This window comes from Streptomyces sp. NPDC020807 (assembly GCF_040641575.1).
GTDB lineage: Bacteria > Actinomycetota > Actinomycetes > Streptomycetales > Streptomycetaceae > Streptomyces.
Map to the genome: position 1 here is coordinate 387,164 of NZ_JBFADU010000004.1, position 22,451 is coordinate 409,614.

A 22,451-nucleotide genomic window follows, 5' to 3' on the forward strand; every position below is an offset into this window, starting at 1 on the left:
CTACGGGGTGGGGTCGTGGGCGTCGTACCGGCGGAAGCCGCGTCCGTACAGGGCGAGGAGGCCGATCGCGAGGACGCAGGCGAGGCCGCCGCCGGTGATCGCGACCGCCGGGGAGGTCAGGTCGGCGACGGAGCCGGCGAGGAAGTCCCCGAGCCGGGGGCCGCCGGCGACGACCACGATGAAGACGCCCTGGAGCCGGCCGCGCATCTCGTCCGGGGCCGCGACCTGCATCATCGTGTTCCGGAAGATCATCGAGACGGTGTCCGAGTAGCCCGCGACGGCGAGCAGGAGCAGGCCGATCCAGAGGTTCCTGGTGAGGCCGAAGACCGCGACGGCGGTGCCCCAGCAGGCGACGGCGACGAGGATCGCCTGGCCGTGGTGGCGGATGCGGCCCTGCCAGCCGGAGAGGACCCCGCCGAGGAGCGCCCCGACCGCGGGCGCGGCGACGAGGAGGCCCGTCGTCCTCGCGTCCCCGCCGTACCAGAGGACGGCGATGGCCGGGAAGAGCGCGCGGGGGTGGGCGAGGACCATGGCGCAGAGGTCGGTGAAGAACGTCATCCGCAGGTTGGGTCGGGTGGCGAGGAAGCGCAGTCCGTCGAGGACGGAGGCCCGCTTGTCTCCCTTGCGGTCCGGGAGCATCGACGGCAGCCGCCACATCGCGTAGAGGCTCGCGGAGAAGGCGAGGGCGTCGATGGTGTACGCGGCCTGGAAGCCGCCCACGCCGACGATGATGCCGCCGAGGCTCGGCCCGACGAGGGTGCCGAAGGTCATGACCATCGAGTTGAGGGCGTTGGCGGCGCGCAGCTGCTCGGGCGGCAGGAGCCGGGGGATCATCGAGCTGCGGGCGGGCGATATGAGGGCGGCGCACACGGCCTGGAGGGAGACGATCCCGTAGAGGAACCAGACGCTGCGGAGGCCGGTGAAGGCCGCGGTGGCGAGCGCGACCGAGAGGACGGCGGAGCCGCAGGCGCTGGAGAGGCCGAGCTTGCGGCGGTCGACGGTGTCGGCGATGGCGCCGCCGTACAGGCCGAAGGCGACGAGCGGGACGAGCGAGAAGAGGCCGACGAGCCCGACGGAGAACGGCGAGCGGGTGATCTCGTACACCTGGAGGGAGATGGCGAGCGCGGTCATGCCCTGGCCGACCCAGGAGACGGTGCCGCCGAACCAGAGGCGTCGGAAGTCGGCGGAGGTGCGCAGGGGCGTGAGGTCGGCGAGGAGGCGGCGGCGGCTCGGGGCCTGCCCGGGCTCCTGCTCCTGGGTCGTGGTCATCCGGTCGTGTACCGCATTTCGGGGCGATCCCAGTGGATCCGTCCGGAATGCGGGACGGTTCCGGTGCGGACGGCGCCGGTCCGCAGGTAGAACTCCTCGGCCGGCGGGTGCGCGACGACCCGCACGGAGGCGATGCCGTGGGCGGCGGCGCGGCCGGTCATGTGCTCCATGAGGAGGCGGCCGATGCCGAGGCCCTGGGCGGAGTCGGCGACGAAGGCTAGGTCGAGCTCGGCGTCCTCCGGCCGGTCGACGAGCAGGGCGTAGAAGCCGAGGACGCGGCCGGTCGCGTCGACGGCGACGTGGACCTCGTGGTGCTCGATGTACGTGGCGCCGACCTGGTACCCCTCGACCATGGCGGCGTAGTCGCCCCGGTAGGCGGCCGAGGTCCGGACGAGCCGGGTGAGCCGTGGGGAGTCGTCGGCGGTGGCGCGTCTGACGGTGATCTCGGACATCGTCCGAGTATAGGAGTGATCTTCCCTCGCGCTCCTTACGTTTTGGATTCGACGCAGGCGGCGAGGGCCTCGGGGCCGACGGCGTCGAGGCGCGTCGCCAGGGCGTCGAGGCGCTGCCGGAGGTCGACGATCTCGTCGAGCGCGAGGCCGGTCGCGGCGGCGATGCGGCGCGGGACGCCGAGGGCGCGCTCGCGGAGCGCGGTGCCCTCGGCGGTCGGGCGCACGGTGACGGACCGCTCGTCCTCGGGGCTGCGCCGCCGCTCGACGTAGCCGGCCGCTTCGAGCCGCTTGAGCAGCGGGGACAGGGTGCCGGAGTCGAGCCGGAGCCGCTCGCCGATGCCCTTCACGGGCAGCTCGCCGTGCTCCCAGAGCACGAGCATGGCGAGGTACTGGGGGTAGGTGAGGCCGAGCTCCTTGAGGGCCTCGCGGTAGACGCCGTTGAAGGCGCGGGTCGCGGCGTGCAGCGAGAAGCAGATCTGGTGGTCGAGGCGGAGGAACTCCGCGTCCGGGACCGCGCCGAGCGTCGTCTCCGCCGTCTTCGTCGTCTCCATGTGTTCAGGGTACGCGAGGATCGACACACGCGATTGAGTTGTGCACAACTGAATCGTGCGCTATCAATGGAGGAGCACTTCCGCACTCCTCCCGACAGAACGGATGTCACCCCATGGACGCGATCTACACCGCCGTCGCCACCGCCAACGGCCGCGAGGGCCGTGCCGTCAGCTCCGACGGCCACATCGACCTCCCCCTCGCCCACCCCCAGGCGCTCGGCGGCAACGGCCAGGGCACCAACCCCGAGCAGCTCTTCGCCGCCGGGTACGCGGCCTGCTTCGCCAGCGCCATGGGCGTGGTGGCCCGCCAGGAGAAGATCGACGTCTCCGAGGCCTCGGTCACCGCCGAGGTCTCCATCGGCAAGGACGCGGCGGACGGCGGCTTCGGCCTCGCGGTCGTCATGCGCGCCGAGTTCCCCGATCACCTCCAGGGCGAGGCCGGCCTCGCCCTCCTGGAGAAGACCCACGCGTTCTGCCCGTACTCCAAGGCCACCCGCGGCAACATCGCGGTCGAGCTCGTCGTCGAGTAGACCTCAGGGCACCACCACCCCCAGCACCCGCACGACGCTCCAGCAGCCGGACCGGCACCGGGCCAGGGCGCGCTGGAGCGCGCGACGGCCGGTCACGCCGGGACCTTCGCCGTCCGCTCCCTGACCCAGCTCACGACCCGCTCGATCGGCGTGCCGGGCGTGAACAGCGCCGCCACCCCCTGCTCCAGGAGCAGTTCGACGTCCGCGTCGGGGATGATCCCGCCGCCGAAGACGGTGATGTCACCGGCGTCGCGCTCCCGCAGCAGTTCGAGGACGCGCGGGAAGAGGGTCAGGTGGGCGCCGGACAGGATGGACATGCCGATGGCGTCGACGTCCTCCTGGATGGCTGCGTGCACGATCTGCTCGGGCGTCTGGTGAAGGCCGGTGTAGATGACCTCCATGCCGGCGTCGCGCAGCGCCCGCGCGATCACCTTGGCTCCGCGGTCGTGGCCGTCGAGGCCGGGCTTGGCCACCAGGATCCGGGGCGGGCTCTCCACTGTGCTGTGCTCCTTCGTCGTCGGGGGTGGTGGGGGCAGGGTCAGTACGCGTCGGCGGGGACGTACGTGCCCCAGACCTCGCGCAGCGCGTCGCAGACCTCGCCGATCGTGGCGCGGGCCTCCAGGGCCTCCTTCATCGGATAGAGGAGGTTGTCGTCCCCGGCGGCCGCCTTCTTGACCAGGGCGAGCGCGTCGTCGACCCGTGACTGCACGCGCCACGCCCGCAGCTTGGCGAGGCGCTCGGCCTGCTGGGCCTCGATCGCCGGGTCGACGCGCAGCGGCTCGTACGGCTCCTCGGCCTCGATCGTGTAGCGGTTGACGCCGACGACGACCCGCTCGCCACTGTCGGTCTCCTGCGCGATGCGGTACGCGCTCCGCTCGATCTCGGCCTTCTGGAAGCCGCACTCGATCGCGGCGACCGCGCCGCCCATCTCGTCGATCTTCCCCATGAGTTCGACCGCGAGCGCCTCGACCTCGTCCGTCATCTTCTCGACGACGTAGGAGCCCGCGAAGGGGTCGACGGTGGCCGTCACGTCCGTCTCGTACGCGAGGACCTGCTGCGTACGGAGGGCGAGGCGGGCCGACTTGTCCGTCGGCAGGGCGATGGCCTCGTCGAAGGAGTTGGTGTGCAGGGACTGCGTGCCGCCGAGGACGGCGGCGAGGCCCTGGACGGCGACGCGGACGAGGTTGACCTCGGGCTGCTGGGCCGTCAGCTGCACGCCCGCGGTCTGCGTGTGGAACCGGAGCATCAGCGACTTGGGGTTCTTCGCGCCGAACTCCTCCTTCATCACCCGCGCCCAGATCCGGCGGGCCGCGCGGAACTTGGCGACCTCCTCCAGGATCGTCGTGCGGGCGACGAAGAAGAACGACAGGCGCGGGGCGAAGTCGTCGACGTCCATGCCGGCGGCGACGGCCGTGCGGACGTACTCGATGCCGTTGGCCAGGGTGAACGCGATCTCCTGCGCGGGCGAGGCGCCGGCCTCGGCCATGTGGTAGCCGGAGATGGAGATCGTGTTCCACTTCGGGATCTCGGCCTGGCAGTACTTGAAGATGTCGGCGATCAGCCGGAGCGAGGGCTTCGGCGGGAAGATGTACGTGCCCCGCGCGATGTACTCCTTCAGGACGTCGTTCTGGATCGTTCCGGTCAGCCGGTCGGCGGCGATCCCCCGCTCCTCCGCGACGAGTTGGTAGAGGAGGAGGAGCAGGGCGGCGGGGGCGTTGATCGTCATCGAGGTGGAGACCTCGTCGAGCGGGATGCCGCAGAAGAGCACGCGCATGTCGTCGATCGAGTCGATCGCGACCCCGACCTTGCCGACCTCGCCGGAGGCGATGGCCGCGTCGCTGTCGTGGCCCATCTGCGTCGGCAGGTCGAAGGCCACGGAGAGGCCCATCGTGCCGTTGGCGATGAGCTGCTTGTAGCGGGCGTTCGACTCCGTCGCCGTACCGAAACCGGCGTACTGCCGCATCGTCCACGGACGACCCGTGTACATCGACGGGTACACGCCCCGGGTGAAGGGGTACTTGCCGGGTTCTCCCAGCTTCTGTGCCGGGTCCCAGCCGTCGTCGAGCGTCTCCGGCCCGTAGACCGGCTCGATGGGCAGTCCCGACTCCGACTCGCGGGCCATGGCCTTCCTCGCCTTCGTCGCAATGGATCCTCGTGGCGGCGGATCGCCGTCGCTGCCGATCCCCGCACCTGTCCGCGCCACTGATGACGCTAGGTAGCCGCCGCGTGCCCGGACACCCCCTACCGGCCCCCTGAACCTGGCCCGGGAGATGGAGGTGGCGCGCACCCGTCCGCGACGATGCCCACGCGGGTCCGGACGGGACCCGGCGACGGGACGAGGAGGACCAGGTGGCAGGAGCAACGACAGGGACGGGGCCCGGCGCGGGCGTCGTCGTCGTCGGCGCGGGCGTGGCCGGGGTGCAGACCGCGGTCGCGCTGCGTGAGAAGGGGTACGCCGGGCGGATCCGGCTGGTGGGCGCGGAGCGTCACCGGCCGTACGACCGCCCGCCCTTGTCCAAGTCGGTGCTCCAGGGCAAGGACGGCGACCCGACCTTCGCGTTCGACTACGAGGAGCTCGGCATCGAGCTGCTCCTCGGCGTCGAGGCCAAGGGCCTGCGGCCCGCGGACCGCGAGGTCGACACCTCCGGGGGGCCGCTCGCCTACGACGCGCTGGTCCTGGCGACCGGCGCGGAGCCCGTCCTGCTGCCGGGGACCGAGGAGCGGCCCGGGGTGTACCTGCTGCGGACTGTCGACGACGCGGAGCGGCTGCGGCCGGTCCTCGACGCGCGGCAGGACGTCGTGGTGGTCGGGGCGGGTTGGATCGGCGCAGAGTTCGCGACGGCGGCGCGGGAGGCCGGCTGCCGGGTGACCGTGGTGGAGGCGGCCCGCAGGCCGCTGGCCGGGGCGCTGCCGGAGGCGGTGGCCGCGCCGATGGCCCGCTGGTTCGACGAGGCCGGGGCCGAACTGCGCACCGACGTACGGGTGTCGGGCGTCGAGCCGGGTGCGGTGACGCTCTCGGACGGCTCGCGGGTGGCGGCCGGGGCGGTCGTCGTCGGCATCGGCGCGCGGCCCGCGACGGGGTGGCTCGCCGGGTCGGGGATCACGCTCGGCGAGCGGGGCGAGATCGTCGCCGACGAGCGGCTGCGCACCTCGGCGGAGCGGGTGTACGCGGTCGGCGACTGCGCCTCCTTCCCGTCGGCGCTCTTCGGCGAGCGGCTGCTCGTCCAGCACTGGGACAACGCCTTCCACGGGCCCCGTACGGTCGCGGCCGGGATCGTGGCCGCCGAGGACGGGGGGCCCGCGGACGTCACGTACGACCCGGTCCCCTACTTCTGGTCCGAGCAGTTCGGCAGGTTCGTCCAGTACGCGGGGCATCACGGCGCCGCCGACACGACGCTGTGGCGGGGGGACCCGGACGGCGAGGCGTGGAGCGTGTGCTGGCTGCGGGAGGGGCGTCTCGTGGCGGTGCTGTCGGTGGGACGGCCGCGCGACCTGGCGCAGGGACGGCGGCTGATCGCGTCCCGGACGCTCCTGTCCCCCGCGGCGGTGGCGGACGCGGACGTTCCGCTGAAATCCGCCAAAGAAGTTGCTGCACACCTCTAAACACAAACCATTCGACCGGTTTTATAATGACGGTACGGGGGCTGATGCTAAGGAGGACAGCTGATGGTCAAGCAGGAGCGCGCGGAGCGCACCCTGCGCCGGATCATCTCCGGCGCGGCCGAGCAATTCGAGCGCAACGGCTACTTCGGGACGAGCCTGGACGACATCACCCGCGCCGCGGGGGTGTCCAAGGGGGCGTTCTACTTCCACTTCTCCTCGAAGGAGCAGGTGGCGGCCGCCGTCATGGAGATCGCCGAAGGCCGCTTCGAGGACGTCATGACGGACGCGCCGTGCGGGGACACCGTCTCCCCGCTCCAGCACCTGATCGACATCACCCACCGGCTCAACCGGCTGCTGCACGAGGAGCCGGTGGTCCGCGCGGCGGTGCGGCTCCAGCGGGAGTGGCCGGAGGACGAGCCGGTGCGGTTCGACCACTACCGGATCTGGCACGAGACCGCCCAGAAGCACTTCGCGCTGGCGGCGGACCGGAGTGAGCTGAGGGAGAACGCGCCGAAGAACTCGGCGTGCGCGCTGGCCTCGGCCACGCTGTTCTCCCTGGAGGGGTTCAGGCGCCCGAACCAGTCGACGGACGAGACCGAGCAGCGGCTCGCCGACCTGTGGGACGTCCTGCTGCCGGCGATCACGCCGGGGGACGTCGTCGACGCGTACCGCACCTCGCCCCCCGAAGGGTGCGTGGAGCCGGAGCTCAGCCACCAGGGCTGAACCGCATCCGGCCGCACCACCCCTGGGGAGGGGAGGCGCGGTACGGGGGGACGAAACGAGGGGGTACGACTACTGTCCGGCCGCGTCCGCGCCGAGCGCGGGCCGGCCGGTGCCCTCGGGGTGGAAGCGGGCGATGCGCCGCGGCGGCACCAGACCCGGCAGCATCATCTGCCACATCAGGGTGGTCCGCTCGTTGAGGTCCTTGCGGCCGGTCAGCACCTGGGCCGAGAGCTGAAGGCCCGTCCAGGAGCCGACGATCAGGTTGGCCACGGCCTCCACGTCGATCCCGGCCTTGATGTCACCCCGGCTCTGCGACTGGGCGAGACAGCTGCGGATCAGCTCGATCCACTTCACGTACGGGTCCGCGTTGGCGCCCGCGGACGAGCTCGCGTCGACCACGAGCCGGATCGCGGCCCGGACCTTGGTGCTCTCCTGGAGCTGCTCGGCCATGTTGTGCAGCAGGTCGATGACCGACTGAACGCTGAGGTTCTCGCCCTCGGGGGCGTTGTCCCAGACGGAGAACTGCTCCTGGACGACCGCCTGGGCCAGCTCTTCCTTCGAGGCGAAGTGGAAGTAGAGCGCACCCTTGGTGACGCCGGCCTCGCCGACGATGTCGCTCAGGCTCGTACCGGCGAACCCCGCCTTTTCAAACGCCCTTGCGGCCCCTTCGAGGATGGCACTCCGTGTGACTTCCGCTCGTTCCTGCCTGGCCATGCGACACAACCTCCGAATCCTGTGCGTCCGCTCGCACCCCGCCGCATGGTCCCCCTGCGCGGTACCGCGTACGCCCGGGAACAAGTTTGCCCTCACCTCTCGCAAAAAACCAACTAACTGGTATTGTTCTGGTCACCGCTCCACCGCACCTCAAGTTGCCGAACCGACTCACCCGTCGGCGTATCTGTCATGTACAAAACAACTTCCAGGGGGGCCCTGATGCGCGTTGCGACTCTCATCACGAGCATGGACGAAACGACAGAGAACGTCATAACCGACGAATCCGACCTCTTTCTTCAGACCGTACCCCGCACCCTCGTGCACCGCGCCGGCGTCGCCGAGGTCTTCGTGACCGGCATCCGGCAGATCGGCCCCGACCACTTCCGCGTCGGCGCCCAGTGGCCGCGCAGCCACAGCTACTACGGCCCCGTGGCCCGCCGCTGGCACGACCCGATGCTCCTCGCGGAGACCGTCCGCCAGGTCCAGCTGCTCGTCGCACACCAGGGCTACGGCGTGCCCATGGGCCACCAGTTCCTCTCCCACGACGCGACCCACGCCATCACCCCGGACGGCGCCCTGCTCGGCGACCGCCCCGCGCACGTCCTGCTGGACGTGCGGTGCAGCAACATCAAGCGGCGCGGCAACACGGTCAGCGGCTACGTCACCCACATCGAGTGCCTGCGCGACGGCGTGTCCGTCGGCAGCGGCTCGATGACCGTGACCTGCCTGCCGCCGGCCCTCTACCGCCGCCTGCGCGGGTCCGCCACCGAGAACACCCCGCAGCGCAACCTTCCCGAGCCGGTCACCCCGGCGTCCGTCGGCCGGCACTGGGGCTTCGACGTGGTGCTCGGCGCCACGGGCGTCGGCCGGACGTGGACGCTGCGCGCCGACGCCGACCACCCGGTGCTCTTCGACCACCCGCTCGACCACGTCCCCGGCATGGTCGTGATGGAGGCGGCGCGGCAGGCCTCGCTCGCCGTCCTGGAGCGGCCCGACGCGCTCGCCAACGCCATGAACTGCGTCTTCGACAAGTACGTGGAGTTCGACAGCACCTGCGTCCTCACCGCGACCGAAGCCGTCCCCGGGCCGGGGAACACCTGGACGGTGCGCGTCGACTTCGCCCAGGGCGGCACCATCGCCGCCTCCATCACCGTCAGCCTGACGGCGGGTTGAGGCACGCGTGATACTCGTTCTCGGAGGTACCGGCTTCATCGGCGGCGCGGTGGTCAGGGAGCTGCTGAGGCCCTTACCCCACACCGCCCCGGGATCCGCCCTCGGATCCACCCCCGGATCCGTCCTCGGATCCACCCTCGGGCCCGTCCGCGGATCCGACCTGCGCGTCCTGACGCGCCGCCCGCTGCCCGGCTGGATGACCGACGCCGGAGTACGGGCCGTACCGGGTGATCTGTCCGACCCCGCCAGCCTCGACGGCTGCTGCGAAGGCGTCGACACCGTTCTGCACATGGCCAGTTACGTCGGCCGCGACCCCGCGATGTGCGCGGTGGTCAATGACATCGGAACCCGCGCGCTCGCGGAGGCCGCCCAACAGGCGGGTGTCGAGCGCATGTTGTACGTGTCGACCGCTTCGGTCTACGGGAGTGGCCCCCATCGCGGCGCCAGCGAAGGCCAGTTGACGCCCAACCCCGCGTCCGCCGCCAGCGCCTCCCGGCTCCGCGCCGAACAGACCGTTCTGGAACGCGGCGGGATCGTGCTCCGCCCCCATCTCGTGTACGGGGCCGGGGACCAGTGGTTCGTCCCCCTGCTCTGCCGGCTGCTGCGCAAGGTCCCCGTCTGGGCCGAAGGCGGCAGCGCCCGTACCTCCCTCATCGGGGTGCGCGACCTGGCGCGTGCGATCGCCGTCTTCGCATCGTCGGACTGGTCGGCCGACCGGGGCAGCGTCTACCACGTCAACCACCCGCGGCCCGTGACGCTCCGCTCCGTCATGGCCCGGTTGTGCCAGGGGCTCAACATCCCGCAGCCCGCCATGGACCTGCCGCGCTCGGCGCACCTGGAGCTCTCCACGCGCGCCCTGCCCCAGCTGTCGGCCCATCAGCACGCGCTGCTCACCATGGACCACTACTACGAGTCCAGTCGCGTCTGGAACCGGCTCTCGCTCGACCCCGGACCGGGGTTCGGAGCGGGACTCGCCGCCGGACTCCCTTGGTACAGAAGGCACTTGGCCGACCTCCGGATCGCCTGACCTTCCGTACCGCCTTCTCCGCTCTCCCCCTCGGGTGGGGCGGCCCTCCACGGGCCGCCCCGCCCTTTCGCGCGTTCCGGGCCGTCAGGCGTCCTGTTCCACACCCACCTGCACCGCCTCGCCACCGCCGATGGTCAGCTCGACGGGCAGGTCCTTGCGGCAGCGCACGCCCAGCTTGCGGTAGACGCGGGTGAGGTGCTGCTCCACCGTGCTCGGGGTGATGAACAGCTTCGTCGCGATCTCCCGGTTGGTGTAGCCGCCGACCGCGAGCGCGGCGACCCGCCGCTCGGAGCCGGTGAGCAGCGCGTCGGACTGCGGGGAGCCGGGGCCCGCCGAGTCGTCGGAGTCGTCGCCGAAGGAGAGGAGCACCTCGCCGAGGGGCGCGGCGCCGCAGATGCCCACGAGGTGGCGGGCGCGGCGGGCGTGGGTCCTGGCGCGGCGGCTGTCCCCGAGCTCGTAGTAGGCGTTGCTCAGGTCGGCGAGGACGCGCGTCTGCTCGTACCGGTCGCCGACCTGCTCGAAGAGGTCGAGGGCCTCGGTGAGCATCTGCGGGCGCCGGCCGACCGGTCCGCCGGCGGCGAGCACGCGCAGGGCCAGGGCCCTCGGGCGGGCGCCGTTGGTGCCGGGGCGGCCGAGCTGGTCGTAGGCGAGGCGGCCGGCCTGCTCGCGGTTGCCGAGTTCGAGCCAGGCCTCGGCGGCGCTGGTCCGCCACGGGACGATGCCGGGGACGTCGATGCCCCAGTCGCGCATCCGCTCGCCGCAGGCGAGGAAGTCGGCGAGGGCCGCGTGATGGTGGCCGGTGGCCAGGTGGAACTGGCCGCGGGCGTGGAGGTAGTACAGGCCGTACCGGGTCTGGAACATGGCCTGCGGGACGGCCCGGGTGAGGTACGCCTCCGTCTCGTCGTAGTGGCCCATGCGGGTGGTCGCGAGGACCAGGCTGCCGAGCGGGACGCCGATGGCCACGCCCCAGGCGTTCGGGGTGATGTGGTCGGTGGCCTGCTGGGCATGGGCGACGGCGCCGGTGAGGTCGCCCAGACCGACGGCCGCCTCGGCGCGGGCCGAGGAGAGCAGCGCCATCCAGGTCGGGGAGTACGGGGTGTGGCCCTCGCTCAGCAGGCGGTCGCACCAGGCGGCGGCGTCCGGGCGGTCGGCCGCGAGGAGCACGCCGAGCGCGAGGAGCGCCGGCTCCTCGGGCCAGGTGATGTCGTAGCTCGGGCCGCGGTCGCGGAGGACCTGCTCGGCCCGCTCGACGACCTGGTGGCCGCGGCCGTTGACCAGGGCGTCGGCCAGGAGCGCGGTGGGCCGGCGCCAGGGGTCGGTGCGGCGGGCGACGACGTCCGCGGCACGGGCCGCGTCCTGCGGGCGGCGGCCGCGCTTGGCCAGCGTCGGGTGGGTCCAGGCGATCCACTGCTCGGTGTCGTGGAGCAGGGCGGCGGCCTCGCCGTGCGGTTCGAGCTCGGCGCCGCGCAGCCGCTCCAGGAGCTCGCTCGCGTCGGCGGTCCTGCCCTGCCAGAGGAGCTGGCGGATCAGGTCGATCGTGTTGACCGGGTCGAGCTTGCCCGTGCGGGCGGCGGTGGCGAGGGCCGTCAGGTGGTGCTCGGCGGTCGCCGGGTCGGAGAGCCGGCGCACCTGGACGAGCCGGGCCTCGACGGCCGCGCGCTCCGCGGTCGGTTCGGCGTGGGCCACCAGGGCAGCTTCGAGTGCGGCGGTGGCGCGGACGGTGCGGCCGGCGATGAGCTCCTGCTCGGCCGCCTCCAGGAGGACGTCCACGCTCCAGTCCCCCGCCGGGGCGCCCGCCTCGACGAGGAGACGTGCGGTCTCCGGGGCCGGGGAGCCCTGCTCGTAGAGGAGTTCGGCGGCCTTGACGGTGAGGGCGGCGCGGGCGGTCGCGTGCAGGTCGTCGAGGACGGCCCGGCGGGCCACCTCGTGCCGGAAGGCGAGGCCGTTGACGAGCCCGCAGGCGGAAAGCGTCCGCAGGGCGGCCTCGGTCCTGGCCGCGTCGGCACCGGTCAGGCGGGCGAGTCGCTCGGCGGTCGCGGAGCCGTCCAGGACGGCGAGCGCGCGGGCGGCTTCGGCGACCGGCGGGTCGACCCGGCTCAGCTGGCGCAGCACGGCCCGGCCGTATCCGCCGGGGCGTACGCCGCCGGTGGCGCGGTGGTCCTCCAGGAGGGCGTGCAGGAGCAGCAGGTTGCCGTCGGCGACGGCCTGGAACTCCGGTGCGAGGCGCTCGGCCGTCGGCCGGTCGATGGCGGAGGCGAGGAAGGAGACGACGCCGACCTCGGTGAGGGGGGCGAGCGGCATCCGCCGGGCGTGCGGCTGGTCGAGTAGTTCCGTACGGAACACGGGGCTGCTGTCCGGGAGTTCCGGGTCGTCCGTCAGGACGAGCATGACGCGTGCCGAACCGATCCTGCGGGCCAGGTAGAGGAGGCAGTCGAGGGAGTGCCGGTCGGCGTGACGGATGTCGTCGATGCCGAGGAAGACGGGGTGCGTCTCGGCGAGACGCAGGACGGCCTGCGCCACCTCGTGGAGGGTGTGCGCCAGCTCGGGGCCGATCGACGCGGACGGGTCGGCGTCCGCGGGGCCCGCTGCGGCGTCGGCGACGGCGCGGTCGAGCAGCGCGTCGATCGCGCGGGCCTGCTCGTCGGGAAGGACGGCGCTGCGCAGCAGCTGGCCCAGCACGCCGAACGGCAGGGCGCGCTCGGCGCGGGAGCAGGCGGCACGCAGGACGAGTCCGTCCCCGTAGCCGGCGTGCTCGGCGATCCGGTGCAGCAGCTCGGTCTTGCCGCTGCCGGAGGCGCCGTCGAGCAGGACGACCCGCCCTCTCTTCGCGGCGCATTCGGTCATCAATTGCTTCAGGTGCATTGCCTGTTCGGCGCGTTCGACCAGTTCCACTGGTCATCCTCCAGTTCTGGAAGTCCTGCTCGTTCCGATGGTCGTCATTCGATTCTCAGAGGGTCTTGTCCATGCCCTCCGGGAAGCTAGCAACCCCTCAAGGGCGGGGGGTTTTTCCTCGCCCACCGAGTGGCAACCGTCCGCCCATCGGCGACCGGAACCGTTCCGGAAGTGACCATTCCGGGCTGGGATCGACCCCCTGGAGAGTGTCTGCGCCGGCCCGTTCCGGGATCGCAAAACCCTTTGCCACAGCACCGACCTGCACCTTCATCAGGCCGCGCCGGGCGGCGGGCGACAGGGGGACCTTGCCGGTTGACAAACAGGTCGAACGGTTTGTTTACTGTAGGGGTGATGCTGCGGAAACGCACCCCCGTCCCGTCTTCGGCTGGAGTGAACCGGCGTGCGATTCAATTTGCTCGGACCCCTTGAAGCGTTCTCTTTCGACGAACCCGTGAATATGGGCGGATTCAATCAGCGGGCTACCGCGGGATTCCTCCTGCTGCACGCGAACGAAATCATCCCGACCAGCAAGCTCATGCACGCGCTGTGGGGATACGAGGCACCGACCACCTCGCGGAAGATGATCCAGAACGCGGTCTCGGGGCTGCGCAAGATCCTCGACCAGCACATGGACCCGGCCGCCCCCGTCACCCTGACGACCTGCGCCCCCGGTTACCGGCTGACCGTCGACGAGGAGCAGCTCGACCTCTTCCGCTTCCACCGCCTCGTCCGCCGGGGCCGCGCCCGGCTCGCCTCCGGCGAACGGCAGGCGGGCCTCGCCGACCTGCGGACGGCGCTCGACCTGTGGCGGGGCCCGGCACTCGCCGACCTGGCCGAGGCCGGCGTCGCCTGGCCCGAGCTGACGGCGCTCCAGGGCGTCCGGCTCTCGGTCTACGAGGACTGCGTGCAGGAGGCGCTCGACCAGGGCCGGCACCAGGAGATCCTGGGCGAGCTGGAGCAGGCCGCGGCCGTCGAGCCCGCCGGGGAGCGCCTGTGCGGGCTCCTGATGCTGGCGCTGTACCGCTGCGGCCGGCAGCACGACGCGCTCGCCGCGTACCAGCGCACGCGCACGGTCCTGCTCGACTCCTTCGGCCTCGACCCCGGCCGCGAACTGCGCGAGCTGGAGCACGCCATCCTCAACCACGACGCGGGGCTCACGCACGACGCCGGGCCGCGCTGGTCGGGGCGGGTGCCGCAGCAGCTCACCGCGTCCGGCCTCCCGACGCCCAACCCGGCACCCGCGCCGGCCCAGGAGCCCGAGCTGTCGGGAGCCGGGGGCGGGGGCGGGACCGGGGCCCACCGGTGCAGCCGGCTGCGCGCCACGGGCAACCTGGGGCGGCGACCGCTGCGGTCGGTGCGCTACCGGGGCATGTAGGACAGCCGCCGGGACCCTGGGGGCGTGCGCCAGGACAGCCGCCGGGACCCCGGGGGCGTGCGCCAGGAAATCCGCCGGGCCGCCTGAGGGAAACGAGGAGGACCGTGAGCATGTCGCTCACGGTCCTTTGACGTGCACCTGATTAGCGCTCCCGGTCGACGCGCCGCTAGCGTTCCGCGCGGGCCAGCAGGACCGCCCCGTCCAGCGACGACGCGCCGCCGAGCAGCGCCGGCACGACCCGGACCTCGGGCCCGGCCGGGCGGGACAGCTCCTTGGCGCGCCGGGCGACCTCGTCCACGTAACCGGACACCCCGGCCGCGAACCCGCCGCCCACCGTCACGAGTTGAGGATGCATCAGCTCGCAGAGGCCGACGGCGGCCGTCGCCACCGCGTCCGCGCTCTCGGTGACCGTCTTCACCGCCCACGGCTGCGACTCCAGCCAGGCGGTGCGCAGTTCGTCGAAGCCGACGACCCGTCCCCGGCAGGCGGAGGCGCGGCGCAGGACCGCGCGGCCCGAGGCGACGGACTGGACGCAGCCGCGCCGGCCGCAGTCGCACCGCTCCCCCGCACGGTCGACGATCAGATGGCCGACCTCGCAGGAGCCGCGCGCGGTCCCGGGGCTGATGCGGCCGTCGAGGACGACGCCGCCGCCGATGCCGGTGCCGACGCCGATGTGGACCAGGTCGCGGCAGCCGGCCGCGTCCGCCTCGGCGAGCGCCGCGAGGTCGCCGTCGTCGGCGGTCCGCACGGCCGCGCCGGGCAGCAGCTCGGCGAGCACCTCGGCCAGGTCGAGCCCCTGCCAGAAGGGGCGGTTGGGCCAGCCGCGCACCCTGCCGTCGCGGTCGAGGGTCGCGGGCATCGCGACGCCCACGGAGGCCACGGGGACGACCGGGTCGGCGACGGCGGCGACGGCCTCGGCGAGGGTCGCGAGATCGGTGTCGAGGGTGGCGGGCTCGGACCAGCGGCGCACGACCTCGCGCGTGCGTATCTCCCCCGTCGCGGAATCCGCGTATTCCAGGCGGAGCGCGATCTTCGTGCCCCCCACGTCGATTCCCAGCCGATTCATCGCCTTCTCCCCTTCGGCCCCTCGTGGGGCCTTTCTCAGGCCGCGGCCCGGTCCCGATAAGCGTTTCGCGCCGCTTCCAGAACGGAGCGGTTGCGTTCCACCCAGGCCGTCAGCGGCGTGAGGGAATCCAGGAGCTCCGAGCCCAGCGGGCTCAGTGCGTATTCGACCTTCGGCGGAACGGTCGGAAAGACGGTCCGTACGACCAGACCGTCGCGTTCCAGATTGCGCAGCGTCAGGGTGAGCATGCGCCGGCTGATGCCGTCGAGCGACCGCTCCAGCTCGGTGAATCGGCGCGGATGCCGCAGACCGGAGAGGATCCGGATCGTCCACTTGCCGCTCACGCGGTCGAGGAACTCCTCCAGCGGAGCCGCCTCGTCCCGTAACCGCCGCGTGGCCGTCATGTCCAAGAGCGCCATGGGGACTTTCTCCTTCGGTCCGTCACTCGGGGCGGGTCACTTCATGTGGGGGGTCAGCGTGGTGCGGATCAGGTCGGTCACGGCCTGCTGGTGGTCGGCGAGGTAGAAGTGGCCGCCGCTGAAGACCTTCAGCTGGAACGGGCCGGTGGTGTGCCGGGACCAGAGCCGTACCTCGTCCGCGCTCACCCGCGGGTCGGCGGCGCCGACGAGCGCGGTGACCGGGCAGGTCAGCGGGGTCGGGTCGGCGCACCGGTAGGCCGAGACCGCGCGGAAGTCGCTGCGCAGCACCGGCAGGGTGAGGCGGACGAGCTCCTCGTCGAGGCTGAGGGCGGCGTCGCTGCCGCCGAGGACCTTCATCTCCCGGAGCATCGCGTCGTCGTCGAGCTCGTGGTACCGCTCGTCGCGGACCGCGGAGGGCGCCCGACGGGCCGAGACGATCAGCGCGGCGGGCGGCGCTCCGGCCGCCTCGCAGCGGCGCGCCACCTCGAAGGCGACGGTCGCGCCCATGCTGTGGCCGAAGAGGGCTATGGGCCCGTCCCACGGCATCAGGGACTCCATGATGCGGTCGGCCAGCTCCCCGATGTCCTCCACCGGGGCCTCGTGCCGCCGCTCCTGCCGGCCCGGGTACTGCACGGCGAGCATCTCGACGTCGGGGCCGAGCCCCTTGGAGAGCGGGTGGAAGTAGCTGGCGGACCCGCCGGCGTGCGGCAGGGCGACCAGGGTGATCCGGCGCTCCGGCTTGGGGTGGTAGCGCCGGATCCACTGCTGGGAGCAGGTGGCCGTGGCCTTCATGGGGACTCCTGTGCCGTGACGGTGGGGGGGAACGGAAGCGGTGCGCGGGGGGGGGCCTCAGCGGCCCGCGGGCGCCGGGACCTGTCCCGCGATGGCCAGCAGCGCGCGGGCGCCGAGCCGGTAGCCGAGGGCGCCGAGACCGACGACGACACCGGAGGCGAGCGGGGCGATCACCGACTCGTGGCGCCACTGCTCGCGCGCCCACACGTTGGAGAGGTGCACCTCGACCCAGGGCCGGGGGTAGCTGGCCAGAGCGTCGCGCAGGCTCCAGCCGGCGACCATCAGGGCGCCGGGGTTCACGATCGCCCCGACGGTGTCGTAGTTCGCGTGGATGGCGGTGACCAGGTCGCCCTCGGAGTCGTGCTGGATCGACCTGACCTTCCAGCCGGGTCCCGCGACTTCCTCGCTCACGGCCCGCTCGATGTCGGCCAGGCTGTCGGTGCCGTACACCTCCGGCTCACGCTGCCCGAGGATTCCGAGATTGGGGCCATTCAGCAGGAGTATCGCGCTCATGATTCACCTCGCACAACATTCAGAGAGAGTGGTTTATCGCCTCTGGAAAGTTGTAGCAGGACCTCACTGCCACCATGCCCGTGAAGGGGCCCGTAGGCGCACATTAAGGGGGGTCACAAGGGACCCTGTAGGGGATGGGGTCCAGTGCCGTCCGCGCGGTAGCGTGATATTCCCCGGACGAGAGAAAACCATCGGCCAAGCGGCCAGGGCACGTTATCGCGCTCCTCCGGCACTATTCCAGGCTCTCCGGATTCGAGATCCTCCCCGAAAAGGACTGGTTCCCCATGACTGATCGTGAGCAGCAGCTGCTCGCCTCCCTTCCGACCTGGCCTCGTTACGGTGACGAGGAGCGCGCCAACCTCGTGCGCGCCCTCGACCAGGGCCAGTGGTGGCGCATGGGCGGAAGCGAGGTCGACTCCTTCGAGCGCGAGTTCGCCGACCGTCACGGCGCCCCTTATGCCCTGGCCGTCACCAACGGGACGCACGCCCTCGAACTGGCCCTCCAGGTCCTGGGCGTGGGCCAGGGCGACGAGGTGATCGTGCCGGCCTTCACCTTCATCTCCTCCTCGCAGGCCGCGCAGCGCCTCGGCGCGGTCGCCGTCCCCGTGGACGTCGACCCGGTGACGTACTGCCTGGACCCGGAGGCCACGAAGGCCGCGATCACCGACCGGACCAAGGCGATCATGCCGGTCCACATGGCCGGTCACTTCGCGGACATGGACGCCCTGGGCAAGATCTCCGCCGACACCGGCATCCCGCTGATCCAGGACGCCGCGCACGCGCACGGTTCCGAGTGGAACGGGCTGAAGGCCGGCGAGCTCGGTTCGATCGCCGCGTTCTCCTTCCAGAACGGCAAGCTGATGACGGCCGGCGAGGGCGGCGCGGTCACCTTCCCCGACGAGGCCTCGTACCAGGAGGCGTTCCTCCGCCACAGCTGCGGCCGGCCGGCCACGGACAAGCGGTACTACCACCAGACGTCCGGCTCCAACTTCCGGATGAACGAGTTCTCCGCCGCCGTCCTCCGCGCCCAGCTGGGCCGCCTGGACGAGCAGATCGCCACCCGCGAGCAGCGCGCCCCGCTCCTCGCCTCGCTGCTCGCCGAGATCCCGGGCGTCGTGCCGCAGGGCCGCGACGAGCGCGTCAACGTGAACCCGCACTACATGCAGATGTTCCGCATCCCCGGCATCACCGAGGAGAACCGCAACGCCCTCGTGCAGCGGCTCGTCGAGCGGGGCGTCCCGGCGTTCATCGCGTTCCGCGCGATCTACCGCTCGGACGGCTTCTGGGAGTACGCGGCCCCGAAGTCGACCGTGGCCGAGCTGGCCGAGCGCTGCCCCGTCACCGAGGCGATCACCGCGGACACCATCTGGATCCACCACCGCACCCTGCTCGGCTCCGAGGAGCAGATGCACGCCATCGCCGGGGCCGTCGCCGCCGAGGTCGCGCGGTCGTGAACACCCCGGTGAGCGCGCTCGGACCGGCGCGTGATCCGGTCCGTACGAGTGTGGTCGGCCTCGGCTGGGCCGCCAAGTCCATCTGGCTGCCCCGGCTGCGCCAGCACCCGTCCTTCGCGGTGTCGTCCGTGGTGGACCCCAACACGGCGGCCCACGCGGAGATCGCCCAGGACCGCACCGGCACCCGTCTCCTGACGGACGTGGCGGAGCTCGACAGGTCGAACACCGACCTGGCGGTCGTCGCGGTCCCCAACCACCTCCACTCCACGGTCGCCTCCCGCATCCTGCGCATGGGCATCCCGGTCTTCCTGGAGAAGCCGGTCTGCCTCAACTCGGCGGAGGCGGAACAGCTCGCCGCCGCCGAGCAGGCCGGCGGCGCGACGCTCCTCGCGGGCAGCGCCGCCCGCTACCGCTCCGACGTCCGCATGCTGCGCCAGGTCATCACCGAGGACCTCGGGGAGCTCCGGCACATCGAGCTGTCGTGGGTGCGGGCCAGGGGCGTGCCGGACGCGGGCGGCTGGTTCACCCAGCGGCAGTTCGCGGGCGGCGGGGCCCTGGTCGACCTCGGCTGGCACCTGCTCGACACCGTCGGCCCGATCATCGGCCCGGTCGGTTTCGACCAGGCCGTGGGCACGGTCTCGGACGACTTCGTCAACGACCGCACGTCGGCGGCCGCCTGGCGCGAGGACGCGCCGAAGCAGGACGCCTCGGACGGCGACGTCGAGGACACGGCACGCGGCTTCCTGATCACCGAGGACGGCGTGTCCGTGGCGATCAGGGCGAGCTGGGCCTCGCACGAGCCGTACGACGTGACCCGGATCCGGGTCGACGGCAGCCACGGCAGCGCCACCCTGACCTGCACGTTCGGGTTCAGCCCGAACCGGCGGAAGGGCTCGCAGCTGGTTCGCGTCCGGGACGGCGTCGAGATCGACGTGCCGCTGCCGGAGGAGGAGATCGGGGCGGAGTACCTGCAGCAGCTCGACGAACTGCCGACGCTGCTCGCCGACCCCGCGTCACAGGGGCGGACCGTGGACGAGGTCCGCCGCACCATCGCGGTGATCGAGCGCATCTACCGCTCGGCCCGCCGGGCCCGGATCGGCGCCCGCTCCACAAGAGCGGCCCGGACGGTGCCCCACTCGACGCTGCTCACCACGGAGGATCACCATGCCTGACGCCCTGGGCGACTATCCGGGCTACACGACGCCCTACGCCGGGTTCAGCGAGTTCACCGACGGCCTTCCCGCCGCGGGCCGGACCGACCGCACCTTCCGTGCGGTCGTGTTCGACCTCGACGGGGTGATCGTCGACAGCTACGAGGTGATGCGCGAGGCGTTCAGCATCGCGTACCGGGAGGTCGTGGGGGCGGGTGAGGCCCCGTTCGCGGAGTACAACCGCCACCTCGGCCGGTACTTCCCCGACATCATGCGGATCATGGGCCTTCCCCTCGCGATGGAGGGCCCGTTCGTCCGGGAGAGCTACCGGCTCCAGGGGCAGGTCCCCGTCTTCCCCGGCGTCCGCGAGCTCCTCCACGAGCTGCGCGCGCGCCGCATCCCGCTCGCGGTCGCCACCGGCAAGGCCGGCGACCGGGCGCGGGCGCTCCTCGCGGAACTGGAGCTGCTGCCGCTGTTCGACATCGTCATCGGCTCGGACCAGGTCGCCAACCCCAAGCCCGCGCCCGACATGGTGCTGCGCGCCCTGTCGGTGCTCGGCGCGCCGCCGGAGCAGACGGTGATGGTCGGCGACGCGGTCACCGACCTCCAGAGCGCGCGCGGCGCCGGTGTCGTGCCGGCGGCGGCGCTGTGGGCCGGCGTCGACGAGGACGTCCTCCTCGCGGCGGGCCCCGAGGCGGTGCTGCGCCGGCCCGCCGACCTGCTCGCCCTGTGCCCGGGGGCGGTTCCCGTCGCGTAGGCGAGGACCGGTCCCGTCGCCCCTGGCGGGTACCACGAAAACGGCCCGGACTCTGCACAGTCCGGGCCGTTTCGCGTGTCTGGCCGTACGGGGAGGGCGTACGGGGAGGGGCGGTTCAGCCGCCCACGGGCATCGCCGCCAGGGTGTCGAGGACGACCGTTTCCGGTACGTCCCTGACGAGTTCGGCGCCGGCGGGGCCGTCGAGGACGAAGGCGAGGCCCGCGCCCGCCTTCTTGTCGCGGCGCATGTAGCGGAGCAGGGTGTCGTGACCGACCCCCTCGGGCAGCGTCACGGGCAGCCCGTACGAGGCGACGACCGTGCGGTGCTCCTGGGCGCGGGCCGCGTCGACGCGGCCGAGCGCGGCGGCGAGCAGCCCGGCGTAGACCGTGCCGATCGCGACGGACTCGCCGTGCCGGAGCCGGAAGTCGGTGGCCAGCTCCAGGGCGTGGCCCAGGGTGTGGCCGTAGTTGAGGATGTGCCGCAGGCCCTGGTCGCGTTCGTCCCGGGTGACCACGGACGCCTTGAGGGCGACGCTGGTGGCGATCTGGTCGACCAGGTCGAGGGCGTGGAGGTCCGGGGCGCCGATGAAGTGGCAGCGCGCCAACTCGCCGTACCCGTTGATCCGTTCGGCCTCGGGGAGGGTGTCGAGGAAGTCGGTGTCGCAGAGCACCTCGGCCGGCTGCCAGTAGGCGCCGACGAGGTTCTTGCCCTCGGGCAGGTTGACGCCGGTCTTGCCGCCGATGCTCGCGTCGACCTGGGCGAGCAGCGAGGTGGGCAGGTGGATCACCGGAGTGCCCCGGTGGTAGAGCGAGGCGGCGAGGCCGACCATGTCGGTCGTGGTGCCGCCGCCGCAGGAGACGATCACGTCGTCCCGGGTGAGGCCGAACCGGGCGAAGGCGCCGGTGAGTTCGGCGACGGTGGCGAGGGTCTTGTTGACCTCGCCGTCCTGGGCGTCGATCCGCAGGGTCTCGACGCCGAGCTCGGGGAGCCAGTGCGCGGGGCGGGCCGAGACGACGACCGCGCGCCGCGCCCCGAGACGGGCGACCGCCGCGGGGAGCAGGGCGCGCACGCCGGGGCCGATGTGCACGGTGTACGAGCGGTCGCCCAGGCCCACCTCGACCTGGTGGCGGGCCGCGAGCTGCTGGGTCATCAGGGGGTCCTTTCGGGGGCCTTCAGGAGGGCCCGTGCGGGGTGCGGGGCCCGTCTCACGCGGTCTGGAGCGCGGCGGCCGGCACGGCGATCGGCTGGAGGTCCGCGCCCGAGGGGGTGAGCGCGGCGCGGACCGTGCGGGCGGCGAGCGCCTCGGTGACGGCGGGGATGCGCAGGCGTCGGTGGGTCAGGTGGGCGTGGTCGAAGAGGAGGTAGTTGACGGGGGCGCCCTGCTCGTTCCAGGCGTGGACGGAGCGGCGCAGGGTGCGCAGGTACGCGTCCCAGGCCTGCTCGGTCGCGCCGCTCATGGCCGGCGGGCCGTCGTCGAGGGCCGAACCGGCGGCCTGGGTGCGGTCGTAGAGGGCGGTGCGGCGGTCGGGCGTGAGGCCCTCCGTCCAGTGCTGCCAGCACTGGAAGAGGAATCCGCGGCGACTTCCCTCGGGAATGAGCGCGACGACGTGCCGCACGTGCCACACGGCGAGTGCGAGCTGTTCGTCGGCGGTCAGCGCGGGTTCGGCGGCGACGGCCTGCGCGAGTTCCTTGGAGGCCAGCGTCACGTCGTCGCTGAATTCGAAGCCGTAGGCCTCTTCATGATCCGATTCAAGGGCCGTGAGGTGTGTCGGGTCGGGAGCTGTCACGTTCACCGGGAATTCCTTCCGTTACGATTCTCTCCATGCGACCATTCCCCTTTCACCTGCGGGAATGCCCGTTTATTCCATGCTAGGGCCGTCGCCCCCGCCGCCACTATCTCCTAGGGGGCGATTACCGCTCCGCACACCCGAGTCAGGGAGCCCTTAGGGGGGTTGACTGGGGTTCAGAACGCACGTCAAGCAACGAGACTCGT

Annotated in this window: 22 protein-coding genes; 9 read left to right on the top strand and 13 right to left on the bottom strand. The window is 72.2% G+C overall.

The window, feature by feature from the left end; genetic code table 11:
* The 3 genes from AB0G79_RS09615 to AB0G79_RS09625 are packed head-to-tail and all read right to left on the bottom strand — an operon-like array spanning position 1 to position 2,272.
* The gene (locus AB0G79_RS09615; RefSeq protein ID WP_360802828.1) at positions 1 to 1,269 is read right to left on the bottom strand and encodes an MFS transporter; all 1,269 of its coding nucleotides are present in this window, start codon (positions 1,267 to 1,269) and stop codon (positions 1 to 3) included.
* A complete protein-coding gene (locus AB0G79_RS09620; RefSeq protein ID WP_360802831.1) occupies positions 1,266 to 1,721 on the bottom strand; it encodes a GNAT family N-acetyltransferase in 456 nt (151 codons plus the stop codon). The genes AB0G79_RS09615 and AB0G79_RS09620 overlap by 4 nt, the downstream gene beginning before the upstream one ends.
* A 35-nt stretch (positions 1,722 to 1,756) precedes the next feature.
* Entirely contained in the window at positions 1,757 to 2,272 is a 516-nt protein-coding gene (locus AB0G79_RS09625) for a MarR family transcriptional regulator (RefSeq protein ID WP_360802834.1), read from the bottom strand.
* A gap of 113 nt (positions 2,273 to 2,385) precedes the next feature.
* Here AB0G79_RS09625 and AB0G79_RS09630 point away from each other — a divergent pair, with 113 nt between their 5' ends.
* A complete protein-coding gene (locus AB0G79_RS09630) occupies positions 2,386 to 2,802 on the top strand; it encodes an organic hydroperoxide resistance protein (RefSeq protein WP_360802837.1) in 417 nt (138 codons plus the stop codon).
* Positions 2,803 to 2,894: 92 nt separating this feature from the next.
* On the opposite strand, the gene AB0G79_RS09635 is transcribed toward AB0G79_RS09630, so the two are convergent.
* Entirely contained in the window at positions 2,895 to 3,299 is a 405-nt protein-coding gene (locus AB0G79_RS09635; protein WP_360802840.1) for a cobalamin B12-binding domain-containing protein, read from the bottom strand.
* 41 nt (positions 3,300 to 3,340) lie between these two features.
* A complete protein-coding gene (locus tag AB0G79_RS09640; protein WP_360802843.1) occupies positions 3,341 to 4,924 on the bottom strand; it encodes a methylmalonyl-CoA mutase family protein in 1,584 nt (527 codons plus the stop codon).
* Between the two features lie 227 nt (positions 4,925 to 5,151).
* On the opposite strand from AB0G79_RS09640, the gene AB0G79_RS09645 reads away from it, so the two are divergent.
* A complete protein-coding gene (locus tag AB0G79_RS09645) occupies positions 5,152 to 6,405 on the top strand; it encodes an FAD-dependent oxidoreductase (protein ID WP_360802846.1) in 1,254 nt (417 codons plus the stop codon).
* Between the two features lie 63 nt (positions 6,406 to 6,468).
* A complete protein-coding gene (locus tag AB0G79_RS09650; RefSeq protein WP_360802849.1) occupies positions 6,469 to 7,128 on the top strand; it encodes a ScbR family autoregulator-binding transcription factor in 660 nt (219 codons plus the stop codon).
* Between the two features lie 69 nt (positions 7,129 to 7,197).
* On the opposite strand, the gene AB0G79_RS09655 is transcribed toward AB0G79_RS09650, so the two are convergent.
* A complete protein-coding gene (locus AB0G79_RS09655) occupies positions 7,198 to 7,842 on the bottom strand; it encodes a ScbR family autoregulator-binding transcription factor (protein WP_360802852.1) in 645 nt (214 codons plus the stop codon).
* Positions 7,843 to 8,088: 246 nt separating this feature from the next.
* Between AB0G79_RS09655 and AB0G79_RS09660 the strand changes: the two genes are divergently transcribed.
* Positions 8,089 to 9,015 (top strand): ScbA/BarX family gamma-butyrolactone biosynthesis protein, encoded by a 927-nt coding sequence (locus AB0G79_RS09660; protein ID WP_360802855.1) that lies wholly within the window; start codon positions 8,089 to 8,091, stop codon positions 9,013 to 9,015.
* Positions 9,016 to 9,022: 7 nt separating this feature from the next.
* Positions 9,023 to 10,042 (top strand): NAD(P)-dependent oxidoreductase, encoded by a 1,020-nt coding sequence (locus AB0G79_RS09665; protein ID WP_360802858.1) that lies wholly within the window; start codon positions 9,023 to 9,025, stop codon positions 10,040 to 10,042.
* A gap of 84 nt (positions 10,043 to 10,126) precedes the next feature.
* Here AB0G79_RS09665 and AB0G79_RS09670 read toward each other — a convergent pair whose 3' ends face one another.
* Positions 10,127 to 12,934, bottom strand: coding sequence for a LuxR family transcriptional regulator (locus AB0G79_RS09670; RefSeq protein WP_360802861.1), 2,808 nt, complete (start codon positions 12,932 to 12,934; stop codon positions 10,127 to 10,129).
* Positions 12,935 to 13,391: 457 nt separating this feature from the next.
* On the opposite strand from AB0G79_RS09670, the gene AB0G79_RS09675 reads away from it, so the two are divergent.
* Positions 13,392 to 14,309 (top strand): AfsR/SARP family transcriptional regulator, encoded by a 918-nt coding sequence (locus AB0G79_RS09675; RefSeq protein ID WP_360802864.1) that lies wholly within the window; start codon positions 13,392 to 13,394, stop codon positions 14,307 to 14,309.
* A gap of 166 nt (positions 14,310 to 14,475) precedes the next feature.
* Here the strand turns inward: AB0G79_RS09675 and AB0G79_RS09680 are convergent, their stop codons facing one another.
* From AB0G79_RS09680 to AB0G79_RS09695, 4 genes are read right to left on the bottom strand one after another with little or no spacing between them, the layout of a single operon-like run.
* Positions 14,476 to 15,375, bottom strand: coding sequence for an ROK family protein (locus tag AB0G79_RS09680; protein WP_360802867.1), 900 nt, complete (start codon positions 15,373 to 15,375; stop codon positions 14,476 to 14,478).
* A gap of 35 nt (positions 15,376 to 15,410) precedes the next feature.
* Positions 15,411 to 15,791, bottom strand: a complete 381-nt coding sequence (locus AB0G79_RS09685) for a helix-turn-helix domain-containing protein (RefSeq protein WP_360802870.1) — start codon at positions 15,789 to 15,791, stop codon at positions 15,411 to 15,413.
* 36 nt (positions 15,792 to 15,827) lie between these two features.
* Positions 15,828 to 16,583, bottom strand: a complete 756-nt coding sequence (locus tag AB0G79_RS09690; RefSeq protein WP_360802873.1) for an alpha/beta fold hydrolase — start codon at positions 16,581 to 16,583, stop codon at positions 15,828 to 15,830.
* A gap of 57 nt (positions 16,584 to 16,640) precedes the next feature.
* On the bottom strand, positions 16,641 to 17,096 hold the full coding sequence (locus AB0G79_RS09695) for a type II 3-dehydroquinate dehydratase (RefSeq protein ID WP_360802876.1): 456 nt from the start codon (positions 17,094 to 17,096) through the stop codon (positions 16,641 to 16,643).
* 284 nt (positions 17,097 to 17,380) lie between these two features.
* Here AB0G79_RS09695 and AB0G79_RS09700 point away from each other — a divergent pair, with 284 nt between their 5' ends.
* From AB0G79_RS09700 to AB0G79_RS09710, 3 genes are read left to right on the top strand one after another with little or no spacing between them, the layout of a single operon-like run.
* Positions 17,381 to 18,550, top strand: coding sequence for a DegT/DnrJ/EryC1/StrS family aminotransferase (locus AB0G79_RS09700; protein WP_360802879.1), 1,170 nt, complete (start codon positions 17,381 to 17,383; stop codon positions 18,548 to 18,550).
* Entirely contained in the window at positions 18,547 to 19,722 is a 1,176-nt protein-coding gene (locus tag AB0G79_RS09705; protein ID WP_360802882.1) for a Gfo/Idh/MocA family oxidoreductase, read from the top strand. The genes AB0G79_RS09700 and AB0G79_RS09705 overlap by 4 nt, the downstream gene beginning before the upstream one ends.
* The gene (locus tag AB0G79_RS09710) at positions 19,715 to 20,458 is read left to right on the top strand and encodes an HAD-IA family hydrolase (protein WP_360802885.1); all 744 of its coding nucleotides are present in this window, start codon (positions 19,715 to 19,717) and stop codon (positions 20,456 to 20,458) included. The genes AB0G79_RS09705 and AB0G79_RS09710 overlap by 8 nt, the downstream gene beginning before the upstream one ends.
* A 115-nt stretch (positions 20,459 to 20,573) precedes the next feature.
* Here AB0G79_RS09710 and AB0G79_RS09715 read toward each other — a convergent pair whose 3' ends face one another.
* Positions 20,574 to 21,608 carry a 3-dehydroquinate synthase family protein gene (locus tag AB0G79_RS09715; protein ID WP_360802888.1) on the bottom strand — a complete coding sequence of 345 codons (1,035 nt, stop codon included), beginning with the start codon at positions 21,606 to 21,608 and terminating at the stop codon, positions 20,574 to 20,576.
* Positions 21,609 to 21,663: 55 nt separating this feature from the next.
* Entirely contained in the window at positions 21,664 to 22,251 is a 588-nt protein-coding gene (locus tag AB0G79_RS09720) for a hypothetical protein (protein WP_360802891.1), read from the bottom strand.
* Between the last annotated feature and the right edge of the window lie 200 nt (positions 22,252 to 22,451).